The 15,977-nt window shown below is 38.9% G+C and carries 15 protein-coding genes and 1 tRNA gene; 4 read left to right on the top strand and 12 right to left on the bottom strand.

The window, feature by feature from the left end:
- Nucleotides 1–93: 93 nt before the first annotated feature.
- The 7 genes from nagB to OCU46_RS04175 form a co-directional block, all read right to left on the bottom strand.
- Entirely contained in the window at nucleotides 94–885 is a 792-nt protein-coding gene (nagB, locus tag OCU46_RS04205; RefSeq protein WP_141271007.1) for a glucosamine-6-phosphate deaminase, read from the bottom strand.
- A complete protein-coding gene (locus tag OCU46_RS04200; protein WP_141271006.1) occupies nucleotides 882–2,102 on the bottom strand; it encodes a phosphopentomutase in 1,221 nt (406 codons plus the stop codon). The genes nagB and OCU46_RS04200 overlap by 4 nt, the downstream gene beginning before the upstream one ends.
- Nucleotides 2,095–3,237, bottom strand: a complete 1,143-nt coding sequence (locus OCU46_RS04195; protein ID WP_141271005.1) for a YhfX family PLP-dependent enzyme — start codon at nucleotides 3,235–3,237, stop codon at nucleotides 2,095–2,097. Before OCU46_RS04195 ends, OCU46_RS04200 begins: the two co-directional genes overlap by 8 nt.
- 30 nt (nucleotides 3,238–3,267) lie before the next feature.
- The gene (locus tag OCU46_RS04190) at nucleotides 3,268–3,627 is read right to left on the bottom strand and encodes a PRD domain-containing protein (RefSeq protein WP_167495358.1); all 360 of its coding nucleotides are present in this window, start codon (nucleotides 3,625–3,627) and stop codon (nucleotides 3,268–3,270) included.
- 454 nt (nucleotides 3,628–4,081) lie between these two features.
- Nucleotides 4,082–4,771, bottom strand: coding sequence for a porin (locus OCU46_RS04185; RefSeq protein WP_141271003.1), 690 nt, complete (start codon nucleotides 4,769–4,771; stop codon nucleotides 4,082–4,084).
- Nucleotides 4,772–4,781: 10 nt separating this feature from the next.
- Nucleotides 4,782–6,053, bottom strand: coding sequence for an anaerobic sulfatase maturase (locus OCU46_RS04180; RefSeq protein WP_244311384.1), 1,272 nt, complete (start codon nucleotides 6,051–6,053; stop codon nucleotides 4,782–4,784).
- A 156-nt stretch (nucleotides 6,054–6,209) separates the two neighbouring features.
- On the bottom strand, nucleotides 6,210–7,790 hold the full coding sequence (locus OCU46_RS04175; RefSeq protein WP_167495357.1) for a sulfatase family protein: 1,581 nt from the start codon (nucleotides 7,788–7,790) through the stop codon (nucleotides 6,210–6,212).
- A gap of 305 nt (nucleotides 7,791–8,095) precedes the next feature.
- Between OCU46_RS04175 and OCU46_RS04170 the strand changes: the two genes are divergently transcribed.
- Nucleotides 8,096–8,314, top strand: coding sequence for a hypothetical protein (locus OCU46_RS04170; protein ID WP_141271000.1), 219 nt, complete (start codon nucleotides 8,096–8,098; stop codon nucleotides 8,312–8,314).
- Nucleotides 8,315–8,953: 639 nt separating this feature from the next.
- On the opposite strand, the gene OCU46_RS04165 is transcribed toward OCU46_RS04170, so the two are convergent.
- Both OCU46_RS04165 and yhfZ read right to left on the bottom strand, forming a co-directional pair.
- The gene (locus tag OCU46_RS04165; protein WP_141270999.1) at nucleotides 8,954–9,829 is read right to left on the bottom strand and encodes a phosphotriesterase family protein; all 876 of its coding nucleotides are present in this window, start codon (nucleotides 9,827–9,829) and stop codon (nucleotides 8,954–8,956) included.
- Nucleotides 9,830–9,875: 46 nt separating this feature from the next.
- Nucleotides 9,876–10,766, bottom strand: coding sequence for a GntR family transcriptional regulator YhfZ (gene yhfZ / locus OCU46_RS04160; RefSeq protein ID WP_141270998.1), 891 nt, complete (start codon nucleotides 10,764–10,766; stop codon nucleotides 9,876–9,878).
- 1,520 nt (nucleotides 10,767–12,286) lie between these two features.
- Between yhfZ and OCU46_RS04155 the strand changes: the two genes are divergently transcribed.
- Together OCU46_RS04155 and OCU46_RS04150 are read left to right on the top strand one after the other, a co-directional pair.
- The gene (locus OCU46_RS04155) at nucleotides 12,287–13,300 is read left to right on the top strand and encodes an integrase domain-containing protein (protein WP_141270997.1); all 1,014 of its coding nucleotides are present in this window, start codon (nucleotides 12,287–12,289) and stop codon (nucleotides 13,298–13,300) included.
- Between the two features lie 101 nt (nucleotides 13,301–13,401).
- On the top strand, nucleotides 13,402–13,692 hold the full coding sequence (locus OCU46_RS04150; protein WP_141270996.1) for a hypothetical protein: 291 nt from the start codon (nucleotides 13,402–13,404) through the stop codon (nucleotides 13,690–13,692).
- 110 nt (nucleotides 13,693–13,802) lie between these two features.
- On the opposite strand, the gene OCU46_RS04145 is transcribed toward OCU46_RS04150, so the two are convergent.
- The 3 genes from OCU46_RS04145 to OCU46_RS04135 all read right to left on the bottom strand — a co-directional run bounded on the left by OCU46_RS04145 (nucleotide 13,803) and on the right by OCU46_RS04135 (nucleotide 14,902).
- Nucleotides 13,803–14,141 carry a hypothetical protein gene (locus OCU46_RS04145; protein ID WP_141270995.1) on the bottom strand — a complete coding sequence of 113 codons (339 nt, stop codon included), beginning with the start codon at nucleotides 14,139–14,141 and terminating at the stop codon, nucleotides 13,803–13,805.
- Between the two features lie 201 nt (nucleotides 14,142–14,342).
- Nucleotides 14,343–14,537, bottom strand: coding sequence for a helix-turn-helix transcriptional regulator (locus OCU46_RS04140; protein WP_141270994.1), 195 nt, complete (start codon nucleotides 14,535–14,537; stop codon nucleotides 14,343–14,345).
- A gap of 288 nt (nucleotides 14,538–14,825) precedes the next feature.
- Nucleotides 14,826–14,902 (bottom strand) — tRNA-Arg (locus tag OCU46_RS04135).
- Nucleotides 14,903–15,102: 200 nt separating this feature from the next.
- On the opposite strand from OCU46_RS04135, the gene folD reads away from it, so the two are divergent.
- Nucleotides 15,103–15,957: a bifunctional methylenetetrahydrofolate dehydrogenase/methenyltetrahydrofolate cyclohydrolase FolD gene (folD, locus tag OCU46_RS04130; RefSeq protein ID WP_141270993.1), complete on the top strand. Its 855-nt coding sequence runs from the start codon at nucleotides 15,103–15,105 to the stop codon at nucleotides 15,955–15,957.
- Nucleotides 15,958–15,977 lie beyond the last annotated feature (20 nt).

Genomic DNA, 15,977 nt, shown 5'->3' with positions numbered 1-15,977 from the left:
ATAACCACAAAAAGATAGCTTGGAGCACAAATAGTTCAGGAGTGTATTGGGGGGTATATAGATACTATTTGTGTAACAAAATATCATTGCTACTTAAGCCTTAATAGATTCAATTTCATTGAAATATCGAACAGTTTTCACTTTTAACTCTTGCAATGCTGCTTCATCTGAGACAATTATTGCATTTCGGTGTCCCTGAAGCGCTGTAACTGTCCACATATGTGTGATTGATCCTTCAACCGCATTCTGTACCGCAAGTGCCTTTTGATGACCTGTTGCTAATATCATGATTTCTCTTGCTTCTAGCAGCGAACCTACACCGATACTCAGTGCTGATGCAGGCACTTGATTAATATCGTCATTAAAAAACCGAGAGTTAGCGACTTTTGTTGAGTGAGTTAGATAAACTTCCCGAGTTCTAGATGCTAATGAAGATCCTGCTTCATTGAAGGCAATGTGTCCATCGACACCAACCCCTCCCATAAATAAATGTATGCCTCCTAAACGGTTGATTTTATCTTCATATATCTTGCATTCAGCTTCAAGATCAACAGCATTACCATCAAGCAAATTAATGTTCTCTTGCGGGATGTCTATGTGATCAAAGAAATTGTTATACATAAACGAAGAATATGACTCAGGATGATCCGAAGGCAGACCAACATACTCATCCATGTTAAATGTTACTACATTATTGAAACTAACCAGGCCAGAGCGGTGCATCGCTATCAGAGCTTGGTAAGTCGCAAGTGGTGTGCCTCCTGTAGGTAAGCCAAGAACAAAGGGGCAATCTTTTGTGGGTTGAAATTCATTGATTCGAGAAACTATATGTTCAGCAGCCCAACTTGCCACTGCTGACGGGGTCTTTAAAGGGATTAATCTCATTTTGTTATCCTATTTAATAAAGGTAAAAAAGACTCGCCAAATTGAGGAGCATTAGCGCCGAAATAATCACAAGCTGTCGCGCCGATATCAGCTAAGGTTAGCCGCTCACCAATGACACTACATTCAATCTGTTCACCGTATACTAGGAGAGGTGTGTACTCCCTTGTATGCTTTCCATGGCCAATGTATGGATCGTTACCGTGATCTGCAGTAACGATCAAAATATCGTTTTTATTCATTATTTTGAGGATTTCTTCCAAACCCCTATCAGCTTTGTCAAGGGTACTCCAATACGCCTCAGGATCCTGTTTATGTCCAGCAAGATCAGTCTCTTGTACATTAATACAGAAAAAACCAATATCAGACTTACTCAGTTCCTCAACACTAATGCGACATATATCAATAGTATCACTCAGTCTTTTACGGCTAATGCCGTGCGGATTATGAACGATATCTGCAACCTTTCCTACAAGTACAGTATTGATTCCCCTTTCATTAAGCATTTCTGGTACTTGAATTGAATAGTCAACACCATAACCTAAGTGTATTACCTTAAACCCCTTATCATATACTCCTGTTCTAGGTGCATTGACACCAATACATTCACCATGCACTTCTATGGCATCTATAAGGTTTTGGTTGGAAGCCAATAATCCACCAAAAACTACATTTCTCGAAACGTCATTATTACTTCTAATGACTTCACCAATTTTTTGAACCTCATCAAATGAAATTTCACTCAAGTTAGCCGTAACATTATATACTTGCCCAAGTTCGGCTTCTAAATTATCACCGACTGCAACGCAGCCATTTATAAGAAGTAACGATCGCCCACCTTGTGTAATACGTTGAGTTGAATATCCATCAAACTGCAGAGCCCTCTCAATATTGTCAATAGAGAGAAAAAATGGCTTAACAAGAGGCTTTCTCGGTTTAGAACCCATTATTTCTTGATGTCCTGCGAACGTATCACACCCTTCATGCTTTAGATTGCACTTTCCTACGCTAGCTGTAGAAGAAGGTCTCATAACGCTTTCATCACAGTTCACTACATTATTCAAACCTAGCATTTCGAGAGTAGGAAGCCTTTTGTCAGAAAACGCAGATAGTAATTTCAATGCAGTATTAGAACCTATGTCTTGAGGACGTTCACTTGCCACATCTTGCATTTCTCCAATGCCAAATCCATCTAAAACGAAGACTATGAATCTACTCATTAATTGGATCTCCTAGAGCGGTGTACCTGCCGACTACTTTTGGTTGCCGTGATTGAATGCCGTCAACAATCACAACATCTGAACGAGTAACAAAAATTTGTGTGCGGAACGCCATGATTAGTGGAGTGCCAATCTCATGAACACCATTTATCTTAAGATGGTAATCTATGGAGTTTGTATCATCATTACTAACTTTAACAACTTCTGAACCAATCAATGCATTTTCTAACTTTCCTCTACGGTAATAGCCACCAGCGAAACAATACGAGTCATTTTTATAGTGGTGTGAAACTTCAGACAGATACAACATGGCAATTTTTTCAGGTTGACTGCCATCACTATTTTCAGGAAAGGTTCCCGTTAAAGCGTGTCCAGGCTCACCATGAGTTCCTCCGAAGCTATGTATCATAGGTAAAGTAGAACAACATGTGGATGAAGGCATATTAACTTGATTTAAAGGTCTTAAAGATGACACCCATTGCTCTTTCGCACTAACCAGTGATTTGACGTTAGGTGTTGGTTTAGTACTTTCACCATCATGTAGGAAACATGGGAAATGCGTAAGTCCCTCGAGTTCTATTCCCGGCATTTTAGCTAGTTCAGTCAGAATGTTATCCATTTCTGTGAGTAGAAAACCTGACTCCTGATTCGCGTAAAGCGTATCACCATCGTTGATAAATTTAACCAGCACTTTTTGTTTAATACCTAGGGAAAAAGCTATATCGGAAATTGACTGCGCCTTATCTAATGAATAAACAGTAATAACCTCTGGCTGGAACTCTGAAATAACCTCGTAAAGTACGTGTTCTGGTGGTTGAACTAAGTGACCTAGGTGACTAATTTTAATTCCTTGCTTTTGTAGAATTCTCGCTTCTTTGTAATCAACAGCAACAATTCCTTCATACCCTATTTCTTGTAGTACTCTCGCTAATGCTACATTACGACCAAATTGCTTTGTCATACCATACAATTTAATACCAAGCTCATCAGCTTTATCTTTTATAATCTTGGCATTCCATTTAAATTGCTCTAAATCAATAACATAAGAGTCGGGTAAAATATCACCTTTATCATGCAATGATAACGTAGTATCTATAAGTTTTGAATTTTGAGATCTCAGTGCTTTTAAAAACATAAATAACTCTGATAATATATTTTCAATAAATTAAGTTCGTTCTAAGTACATTGCGTACAAGTTGCTTATAAAAAAACTATTCTCTGCATCTGGAATAGTTTCAATTTTTGTGAAATCACATAATTTTTTGTTCATTGCTTGAATTAGAGGATAGCATTCGTCTTCTTTGATTTCTGCGAAAATTTCACTATCTAAACCTTCAGATATTTCGTTACCTAGTTGAATACGATCAATAGCACGAGCGAAATGGGTCATTGCCATCTGAACCTGATCACTTTGTATATCGACTACCCACTCTTTTTCCAAGGCCTCGGTCGCCATCAAAGCTATATTGTGTGCGCATTGTGAAATTACACCTGCTTTAAGCAACATTTTCATTCTTTCTTTCATAGTTTCTACCATTTTTAGTAAATAGCACGTTATTAAATTCTTAACTTGCTATATCTTCATTATTTTGATGATTTATATTAACCAAAAGAACTGCTTTATGAAAACATATTCAATTATCTTTGTGACATTGATCGTTAATTAATATCACTTTAATAGTAAAAGTAGTAAACAAGTTAAGATACATTGCTTTATTTTCAGTCCATCTTGAATAGGACTAATTATTTATAACAAAAATTAGTCCTAAACATGATTAGAACATTGCTATATAGCAAGTTCTTTCTAGGTTTTAACAAAACAAATTAAAAAACTTACCTTACTAACACTACACTTTCACTAATAGATCAAACTCAATACTAGATCTAGCATAGTATTACAATTCTGAGATGATTAGAAATCTCCATCACAGATAGGGTTTGTATATTCTACGCATTAATTTATATTTAATAACAGTCGGCTAAAAACGATAGAAAGCACCCAAAAGTAAAGCATTGTTGACTAAACTATCACCAACCGAGTTTTCTAGACCATGAGCCTGCGTGCGAAATTCAATATATGGTTGTACCCCACCTCGAGTCCATGCAGCCCTAAACTCATGATCCATTGACTCGGCTTCAATCATATATACATTGTTGTAGCTTAGTCGAAGATCAATATCGTTAAATTCGTAAGCAATACGATTATCTAATCGGTAGTCGGTTCTTCTATCACCGGAGCCTATATGCGCACGAGACCTGTTACTCAATGAAAAACCATTATCAAAATTATATCCAACCTTGACTAGTGGTCTATATTGTAATGTTTCGCCTGCGGAGAAAAAATGTTGATAACCTGCCGCAACCCATAAGTTATTTGTGATGTTTATAGAATGCTCGCCACCAACAGTAACGAATGCTGATTGTTGACCAACCCCACCATCATCAGATACGATATCTCCTAATTGAATGCCCGCGAACTCTGCATATAAAGTCAAGTTTCCAAAACCATTATTTTTTGTATAGCCCGTTTCAATAGTAGATGTAACTTTAGAACCATGAATTCTACCATCATCATGAAACTGTAGATTACCTGTCAAATAATTTGAGGCAAACACAGGGGAAGTTAAAATTAAAATCAACGCAGATGTACCTAAAGTTCTTTTTAACATATTATTCTCACTATAATTTACTACAACAATTTTTGTATTTTCTGTCACTACCACACGGACATTTTGAGTTTCTTTTTACATGTGATAATTTCTTTATGTTTAGATATTTATCAACAATATTTGAGGCTGATTTACCGGAATTTAGAAATGACTTCATGATATCCATATCACGATGTATATGGCTATAAAACATCTTATATCCTTCACAAAAATAGCTTAAACCATATTCACCATCGCTTGTATTTAAGAACCTATGTTTTGGACATCCCCCATTACATGCAAATAAATAATCACAGTTTTTACATTGTGAAGTTAGGGATTTTTTCTTTGATAAACCAAATTCCTTAGCTTTATCAAAAGAGGCGACTCGTCTTAAAGAAACATTTTCTATGTTTCCAAGTTTATGCTCTGGATATACGAAGTGATCACAATTGTAAATATCACCATTAGCTTCTAGAACAAATGCATAACCGCATACTTCAGCTTGAACACAGTTGTTAGGAGGCAATCCACACCAAGTAGATAAGGTAGAATCGAATATATTGATAAAAATTTCGCCAACGTCCCGGCGTACCCAATAATCAAATATGGAACTTAAGAATAGTCCGTATTCTTTAGACGATACAGACCATTCCGTCACATCTGATTTAATATTATGCTCAGGACTAATTAAGTACAGTCCATCTATATTTGCATTCTGGGACCGACGCTCGACAATAGGAATAAACTGAATATATTTAGAACCAATTCCTACTAAAAATTTATATACCTCAATGGGATGTTTAACATTCTCGCTATTAATAGTTACAAGCGTATTAAATTCGACATTGTGGATTTTCATCAAATTAATAGTGCTCACTACCTTTGCATGTGTTTTCTTTCCGCTTCTAGTAACACGATATTTATCATGTAAGTACTCCGGTCCATCAATAGAAATCCCCACAAGGAAATTATTTTCTGAAAGAAACACACACCACTCTTTATTGATTAATAATCCATTTGTTTGTAACGTATTCTTTATCTTCTTTCCATTTGAATATTTTTTTTGATATTCTAAAGCCTTTATAAAAAATTCGATACCCATCAGAGTAGGTTCACCACCCTGCCAAGCGAATTCAATTTCATATGAATCATTTGCTTCAATATATTGTTTAACATATATCTCTAAGGTTTCTTGAGACATTTTCCAGTTGTTTTTTCTTTCAGGATATAATTTATCCTTTTCAAGATAGAAGCAATATTTGCAGTCTATATTACAAACAGAACTAGTTGGCTTCGCCATAACATGGCATCTTATATTTTCAGACACGCGATATACCATTTATATTAAATCGGATAACAATACAATTATAAGTTTTTATTAAAGTATCTGTTTGATTCAACAATCAATGTACATATTTAATTGCACATTGATTGTCAGTTTAAATAATTGAGTGATCTACTCGAAGTAGTTTGCACCTTTATTAGAGTCTGTTTCTTCTAGTTCTGTATACTCATAACCATCTAGAGTATATCTTTGGTCAAAAATAGGTTCTTTATGCTCAAACGAACTTAAATATTTTTCAGCTGACTTTCTTATCATCTCAGCTACTTCTGGGTATTGTTCAATAACATTATTAGATTCACTTTGATCTAGCGATAAATTATAGAGTTCAGCCTTTTCTAAAGGGAAGGATTTCATTCTATTGTTATCAAATCTGTTCATATGTAATTTATAATTCCCAACTCTATAAGCGAGAAGCGAACCTTTATAAAAGTAAGGAAATGTTTCACGAGCGCTCTTTGATTTATCTATTAATGTGTCAGTAAGATCGTGACTATCTGTTTCATCCTTGGAAGTATCAGCGCCACCTAATTTTGCAAAAGTTTCAAAGTAATCGAGAATACTACCCATCCCAGTGACAGTACCTGTCTGAACTGTATTCGGCATGTAGAAAATACCAGGAACGCGAACGCCACCTTCATATACAGAGTTTTTCCCACCTTTTAAGGGTCCAGCAGATCCGCTGATTTCACGCCCAACAGAGTGCCAAGGACCATTATCACTAGTAAAGACAACTAGTGTATTTTCATCGATTCCATTCTCTTTTAGACTTTCTAAGATTTTACCAACACTCCAGTCAATTTCAGCAACAGCATCACCGTATGGTCCCCCTTCACTTACACCAGTAAATTCTTCGCTAGTGAATAAAGGGACATGTGGCATGGCATAAGCTAAGTAGAGAAAGAAGGGGTCGTCTTTATTCTCTGAAATATACTTAATTGAGTTGTTCGTTAAATCTTTAGTGAACGAACTCTGTACAAGATTATGTGTAACAACTGAATCTTTATATTTACCATTATTTAATGAAGACTCAACTAGATCCAGAGCCCAATACTCCTCTTTAGGATTCTTGTATTGTTCGTCTAGTACCTTCCATACATTTGCAATTTCCGATCTATCTAGCTTGCCTGTAAATATACCTTCAAAAATATCAGCAAAAGAGGGAACATCTACACCACTCATATCGTTTGATACTGGTGCGCCCCAGAAATAATCAAATCCATGCCTTGTTGGCAAAGCATGCTTTTCTTCACCCAAGTGCCATTTACCGAGAATGGCTGTGTTATATCCAACTTCGTTTAGAACGGAAGCAATAGTTTTTTGATCACTTGGAAATCCATAAGGATCATTATCCATTACGACGCCAGTGACTTTTCCATATAAGCCAGATCTTAGTTCACTTTTACCAGTGAGTAATCCAGCTCGAGATGGCGAACATATTGATGAATTAGCATAAAAGTTGGTCCACTTTTGTCCTTCGTAAGCCATCTTGTCAATGTTTGGAGTTTGCAACATTGCACTTCCATAGCTACCAAGGTCACCGTACCCTAGGTCATCAGCAAACAGTACAATGATGTTTGGTTTGTCAAGTGGTTGTCTTAGTTCGTTAGTTGGGGATGCGTAGGCCATTGCTGTGCTAGCTAACCCTAGTGTCGCGACAGAAATTGCTTTTGTGATTTTATTGATCTCTTTCATTAACATACCTGTTTCTCTGGACTGAAATTAAACTTCACTATATTGAAGATTTTAAGTACTAAGATACGAGTTACTTAATACACATATTAATCTACTATCATTAAATCTTCATTTTCTTGAAGATAATACAATTGATTGTTACCGTAAAGTTGATTACTAAGAAAGCGTGATGTCAGTTAGATCTTATCTTTAGATAAGCTTTATTCTTAAAGATGTATCTCACAATCAAAATTTAGTGAGTGATCTTTATATCTAAGTTCTGCACATACCTGATGAATATGACGAAGTGGTATTCAAGCTAGAAAATGTACCATTGGTTTATCCTAACTATAGTTGCATCAGTCGCCGAACTATGGGGAAAGCACCTCTGCGCAGGGCACTATCGACGGAACGCAAATAAAACCGATGGCAAGCGTCAAGTTTGGCGTGAGCTTCATCTTGCAGTTGATACAGATACTCATGAGATCATCGCAGTCGAACCAACCTTATCAGGTGTGACAGATGCAGAAGTGCAGCCTAATTAAGTCAAGCAAACTCTTCATACCATAAAATATCTCTGAGGAAGGTAATTATGCCACTTTAAAATGCCAAAGATCCATTTGTGTATGGGAGGCTGTTCCTGTCATTCTTCCGCGTCATTGTGCTGCCTTTTGGGAACAGGAACACACAAGTAGTCGAGCTGCTGATTATCAAAAATCAAACAAGAATTGGAAATAAAAATGCCGTTACTTCAAGCACTCGCCACCTGAAACCATTATATCCAGAGTAAAACAACTGATTGCCGGGAAGTTAAGTCAATGCAGCTATAATTCTCAAGTTGATGAAATTTTTCTAAATCAGTATATTAAACAAACTAAAGAGGTCAGGTGTACCTAAAATCAAGTGTTTTGATTAAAAAAACACCCAAACCAAAGCTACTTAGTTTATCTATGAATGACGCAACAAAGCTATTTAAAGGTTAAATCTTTTGAAGAAACAACGCCGATATTATCTATATCTATTCCACTGAAGGAAAACCTTACTTTCTGGTAGTTCTTGCCTTTTTCAGTTGCATTGACAAGAAATTGCCTTTGAAATCTTTTCACTAGCAGTGTAACCCTCCCACTTCTACAAATAATATACATTCTGCCTAGAATAATATTTATGGATTACAAATTTCCATTCTAGCCAAATAAACGGGCAGGATTACTCTTTAGCATTGACTGGATTTGCTGTTTATTAACGCCACTTTTTTCAAGCATTGGAACAAAGTTATCAATCAAATAACTAAAACCTAAACCTCCATTAGCTTTGAGGTGGGATCGTCTAGTAACGTCCATTGAAAGCATTATTTGATCCGAATAACCACGCTTGCAAAGTTCACTTATAGTGGCCACCCTATTTTCGTCCGGATAATAGCTATTCTTGCCGATCGTATCGAACTGCACATAACAACCCTGATCTAACATCCACAGGATATGGTCAATATTCTCTTTTAGATCGCAATGTCCAACCGTAACCCTTTCAAGATCAGCACCACAACTACGCAACAACTCGATCTGTTCACGCCCCATTGTACTCATTGATTGATGCGTAGAAATTGGTCGACCTGTTTCTAGCTGAGCGCGTACTGCGCCTTTAAAAACTTTCTTTTCAGTTTCCGTAAAAAAACCTTCACTGCTACCTATTTCACCGATTAGCTCTGCTTTGATAGACGAACCATCAATACCTTCTATTATTTCACTAATCATCTCTTTAGCAATTTCATGTTCAGACATCTTATATAATCGGGCGGGGAAAAAACCTTCAATATAAAAACCCGTTGACATCATTACATTAACCCCAGTTCTTTTTGATATATCTTCAATAAAATGAGGATTTCGCCCCATAAAAGAGTTAGTGACTTCAATGATGTTAAATACACCTCTAGCAATTAGACCATCCATTTCTTCACAAATAAGATCGAACTGATTCAAATGGCAGTCTGTATCATTTTTTTGTGAAGAAAGATCAATATGCAAGTGTTCGTGACAATATGTATAGCCAGATGGATCTATCATTACGTTTCCTATTGGTTCGCCGTATAAAAATAATACAGCTACATGTTTAATAGCTGGGAATCAACTTACCATTTACAACATTTTTTTGATGGGATAAGAGTTTACTTTGATCTAACAGTCTTCTTAGCAACAAAGTAATATGAGAATTCGCCCCTTTGACAAGCATCACTGCTTCTGCCGCATCACGGCAAGCGGCTAAATGACTTAATGATTTCTCAGACAAACCATTCTTTTTCATATCTATCGCTTCAGGCAACCAAATTACAGCATCAATCTCGCCACTAAGTAAATAATTCAAACTCTCTCCGTAGTGAATTTCCACCAACTCAACATTCTTATCTATAAAGGCATGCTTTGTTAGAATCCTTTGGTCTGGTGAATCTGGGTCGACCCCAACTTTATGAATTTTATCATATTCACCTTGCCGATAAATCAATCGATGTTCGTGTGAATAAGAGTCTCTTCCTAAATCTACAGCAGTAATCAAGCCGTCAGCTAAGTCTTCAGCTGCCAACTTAGACATTATAGCAATATCATATGTCCCATTTCGTAAACACTCAGCCCTGACACTAGCACCTCGCATATGAGCAAAATACAAGGGTAAGTCGCCTAGTTGCTCTTTTAAGCCACTCGCTAATCCCTCATAATGCCTAGTATATGGCAGTGGCATCGCACAGACCAGATATTGAGCACCTGAACAAATTGTTAGCTCTCTATAGTCTAACTTATGAATGTAGGTTCCATTTCGACCTTGTCGAGTTAAAGCAACTGCTTCACGCTTCTCAAGCGTTGTTAGTGCTTTTTGAATAAAGCCGACTGAAACGGAAAATTCCATAGAAAGAGAGTCTATCGTCCTAAGCCGTTCTCCTTCATTAGTAGTCATCAGATATTTAGCAATATTCATTATTGCTTTACCTTCTTTACTAATATATTCCATATATAGCACTTTATATTTTCAATTTATTGAAAATATAATACCTAGCAATCAACAGAACGGATACAATATTACTCAAATTGTGTGACTTGTAACTCATTATCAAACTTTATGCCTCTTACAAGGCTACCTAAACTGCAGTGAGTTGTTGCAATCCACACTCCAGTTCTTATTTTTCCTCTGCAGATCGCGTTTACTTTCGTGAATATGTAACGTGATCTTGTCCCTGCGCGACCAAACGTGTATTTAGTATTTAAGCAGATGTCGTATTATATACATAATGATCGATAGTTGCTTGAGATACACACCAAAATTAAATTAAAACGTTCATGTGGCCATTCTAAATTTTGCCTTTGATCAAGCTCTAGAACTTGCAATGCTCTCTGGGATGAGTCATCTAATCAACTATCGAATAAAACTAAATGGATACGAAATCCGTAGCTGTGTATATCCCTTTAATCAGAAGTTGTTCAATTGGACCTCACTAACACCATTTAGGCCTAACCAAATTAGATTTTAAACTCATAAATCATAACCAATGTAGATGTAATTAACGTAGTGGCTGAGTGAATTTGGTCACTCTATTATAGGTTTAGCAATACCTGACGTAATCCTTTAAATGCTAATTTTAGCAAAGTCGAATATTCGTTTTTGTCAAGTAGACGACACTTGTTGCCAAGTACCACTTTTGGGAAACAATCCACTTTATATCAATACTTTTATCATGCTCAAGATAGAAAACGGGTGCTCTCTAGTGCAGCGGATCTTTCAACAAAAATGAAGCGGCACTCTTTATTTATAAGCGAATACCTACCCTACAGTAAGCACAACCCCAAGGGGTTATCACCCGCCTAAAAGGCCCGCGTCTAGCGACAAGTAAGGACTCATCCATTCTACGACGCGTCAAGATGGCTCATCTCGAAAGAGACTGAGCAGGATATTGACAGCGAGCACCTCAGTGCGAGCGATACCTACGACTCAATACAGTACGCACGTACTCAATCACTCCGTCTAATTTACGAAAGTGAAATTAGACGGAGTGCAAAATTGATTCGGAGCCCTGCAATTACGGGAACTCCGGTTTTCAAAGCAAAAAAGTCTTCGGAAGTTTTCACGTAACGTGAACTCCGAAACAGAGATATACCCCGATTTCGGTGATGCCGTTACCGCAATCACTTGGCACGGATAGAAGCAGCGCAAGCTTGGCGTTCTATCTCCACAGCCTCCAAGTGTGTAAGGGCAAAAACGAAATCGGAACAACATAATTTACATAGCGAACATAGGTAAGGTTGCAACATACCGCTTGCTGATGCCAACAGCGTACCTATCGACAGAGGATGCAACACGCCCTCAGCCCTTAAAGTAGGAGGGAGCTGTCATTTTAGATGTGAGGATGCAATAAGCCCACAGACTCCAAAGTGGAGAAGCACATCAACCCCAAAAAGGCGATTTCATTTATCGATACAGAAGTGAAACTCTTCTGCGCATTCAAAAGCTATGTTATCAACAAAAAGGGACAGGTTATGAAAACATTGTATAACGGACATCTTCCGAAAGGATTGCGAGACTTTACTAAACCCAACTTTGGATTGGGTGCTAGACAAATGGATAAAGCATTGATTAATGCTTCTCTTGAACAACTTGATGGGGTAAAGAACAACACTCATCAAGCAAGGTTGCCTGCACTGCGCGACTTTGCTGCATTCATAAAAGAGCACACTGACGTAAAGCGACTCAACAAGGTCGAGAAGGTACATGTTGAGCTATATGGTGGGTATTTAAGAGAGCGTTTTGAATCCGATGCTGCTTTTACGGCCTCTTCAGCGAAAGATTATCTCTCGCACATCAATGTGTGCTTGGCCCAGGCCCGAGGTGATGACAAGCTGAAAGTCAGCGCAGCTAAGGACCTACAGTTTCCGCCTAAATCAGGCATTGCCACTGTAGACCACTCTATTTTGCAAGAGCAGCATGACGCTATTGTTTCCCAGGCCAGTCAGGAGGTGGTCGTCGTTGCAACACTTCAACGCCAATTAGGACTGCGCTTTCGAGAAGCAGCACTGCTTGATTGCAAGAAAGCACTGCTGGAATACCAAGAGACTGGAAAGGTCACAGTGTCTCGAGGAACAAAGGGAGGGCAAGACCGAAACTTCACGATTTACAGTGAAGCTCAAGTCGCCGCGCTGGAACTAGGCCAGGCACTTCAAGCTCAAACAGGCCATGATAATGCCACGCCTGAAGCAGAGAAGCTGAAAGCCTTTCAAACTCGTGCCTGGCGAGAAGTGAAAACCATTGATGAGACCTACCGCTCCCATGGTGAACGTAAATTTTTTGCCTGTGACTATTACACTCGAAAAGCAGGGGTTGCTCCTCCCGTGGTTGCAGGGATTAAACACGGCCAAGCCCATCACCATTACATTGCTCAAACCCTTTCTCTATCACTAGTAGACGCCAAGGCACTGGATAAAGCGGTTCGTTTAGAGCTCTCTGAGCGACTTGGGCATCATCGAGTTGATATCACCAATGCATATTTAGGCTAAATCAACATCAAGACCGAATGTTCCTCCAGTGACGAGGGGGAACATCATTAAACTCCACAAATAGAAGGTCATAGTTCTCACAAACAACCGGAGAACTGACGATGAAGCAGAACACATACAGGCAGATAATCACTATCATGGCCCCTTACCTTAAAAAGGGCATTCCATTTCGTCGTAAACAGGTCAATCGACTGCTCGCTATCTATGAAAACATCTTCGCCCACGAACCCAACCTCAATCAGGAGATATCTCGTGTCGGTCGAAGACAATTCATTGGTTATTGGGAGAGAACTAAACACGAAACGCAGACGGTAAGAAAAGAGAAATACTCGGTGTTGTGCACGTTCTATAGTAAAGCCAATTTACCGGGGAGAGTGCCTCATCCTAAATAACGTTTTTCGTTATCTAACGGATAACGTTATTTGTTATTAGCCTTGTACCACAAGGGCGGAAACGGGAATCGTTAAAGCGCCGACCACTCAACTGGCGCCTAACCATCTTACTATCGAGCAGAACGTTTTTGTGCTCGCTCAGTGCCAATAAGTTTTAGCAAGATACCAGTGTGCCCCACATGATTACTGCAAAGCGCAATCAACTGCCAATGTTCGACAATGCCATTGTTGTCGACGACTATGCGCATATTGCTAGTGTCGAAATATTTATGCATTCGATTCATTGCCACATCAGTCATACTTTTAGCGCAAAGAGCCAGTAACAGATAGGGGGACGGAATGTCGTAAATAGGTGCCTCAATCGGCACTAGTTGAAGGGGAGCATCGTTCAACTGACTAAAGTCAGTCTCTACGAGCAGGGTTAGGGTTAACTTATTTAATGTAGGCATAAAGCCTCCTCTGAGTGAACTGTCCGTACTCACTTTTAAGCACCCGATAACGGTATCATTGAAAAATGCCAGCGAAAGCCCTAACCCATCAAACACAGCGAAGCCCAAACCAAGGGTTCGGGCTCCGATTGCTTCTGTCGGTAGCGTTTTGGAGTTATTAATATTTACATGAAAAGTTAAAGATAACTAAGCTGCTATCTTTTAGTCTTGTGCTTTATTGAACTCGCCTTCAATCCACTCTTCTATTTTGTACATTGGCCACCCTATCCCACCATGAATTTTCATAGGTTTTGGAAATCCATTTGCTTTGCGCACACGCCAGAACTTCGTATTGCTCATACCAAGAGTATTAGCTGTTTGTGAAACATTGAGTAACTTCAAACTTTTTTGATTCATATACTTCCTTAATTACGAATGTATCTCCAAAAACCAACCACCAATCTAGCTATTGATTTAATTGAATTCTCTCAGGAAGACATTCAACTCAACAAGGATTCCGTTCAATCTTGAGTAGCAACTCTCAAATATCGCAATTCTGGCGATCGGTCGAAAATCTAAGTGCTCTCAATAAAGTTCAAAGCATTTCATCTCTTACCAAGCACTAAGTAGACTATGAACTAGACTATGAACGACAAAAACGAAAAAGGCCTGACAACTTAAAAAGTCGTCAGGCCTTATAGAATATGGCACGCCCTGTAGGATTCGAACCTACGACCACATCCTTAGAAGGGACGTGCTCTATCCAGCTGAGCTAAGGGCGCGCTATGGGGAAGGATTATACGAGTTGAGATTCAATGGTCAACGGCTTTATTGAACATTATGATCTAAGTGCCGAAAAAAAAGTCAGCGATATAATTCGTGCATATAAAATACTCAACGCAAACGTTTGCTATGTAGCAAAACTGTTTCGTTTCTGCGACAATGCGCCAAAATGTTGAACCGCCTTAACTTAGGGATCGTCATGACTGCTCAAAACATTGATGGAAAACTGATTTCTCAAACCGTTCGTTCTGAAGTTTCAGCTCGAGTAAAAGCTCGCACTGAGGCTGGATTGCGTGCACCTGGCCTAGCTGTTGTTCTTGTTGGCCAAGACCCTGCTTCTCAGGTTTATGTTGGTAGCAAGCGCCGCGCTTGTGATGAGGTTGGCTTTGTTTCTAAGTCGTTTGACCTACCTTCTACAGCTACTGCGCAAGAGCTATTAGACCTAATTGACCAGCTTAATGCTGATAATGAAATCGATGGCATCTTGGTTCAGCTTCCCCTTCCTGCGGGTATTGACTCTACTGAGATCCTTGAGCGTATCACTCCAGAGAAAGACGTGGATGGTTTCCACCCGTATAACGTGGGTCGTCTAGCTCAGCGTATGCCTAAGCTTCGTTCTTGTACGCCAAAGGGCATCATCACCCTTCTAGAGCGTTACAACGTACCAACACATGGCAAGCATGCAGTTATCGTTGGCGCTTCTAACATTGTTGGCCGCCCTATGACCCTTGAACTTCTGCTAGCGGGTTGCACTACAACCACCTGTCACCGCTTTACCAAAGATCTAGAAAGCCATGTTCGTCAGGCTGACGTACTTGTGGTTGCGGTTGGTAAGCCTAACTTTATCCCGGGGAACTGGGTGAAAGAAGGTGCAATCGTCATTGATGTGGGTATTAACCGACTAGATAACGGCAAGCTAATTGGTGATGTTGAGTATGACGTTGCTCGTGAGAGAGCAAGTCTTATTACTCCAGTACCAGGCGGAGTTGGGCCAATGACAGTAGCAAGCTTGATTGAAAACACTATGATCGCCTGCGAGCAGTTTGGCAAATAAGCTACATACAGTACAAATCT

It is taken from the genome of Vibrio comitans (assembly GCA_024346835.1).
Lineage (GTDB): Bacteria > Pseudomonadota > Gammaproteobacteria > Enterobacterales > Vibrionaceae > Vibrio > Vibrio comitans.
This window is presented reverse-complemented; position numbering and strand designations above follow the sequence as displayed.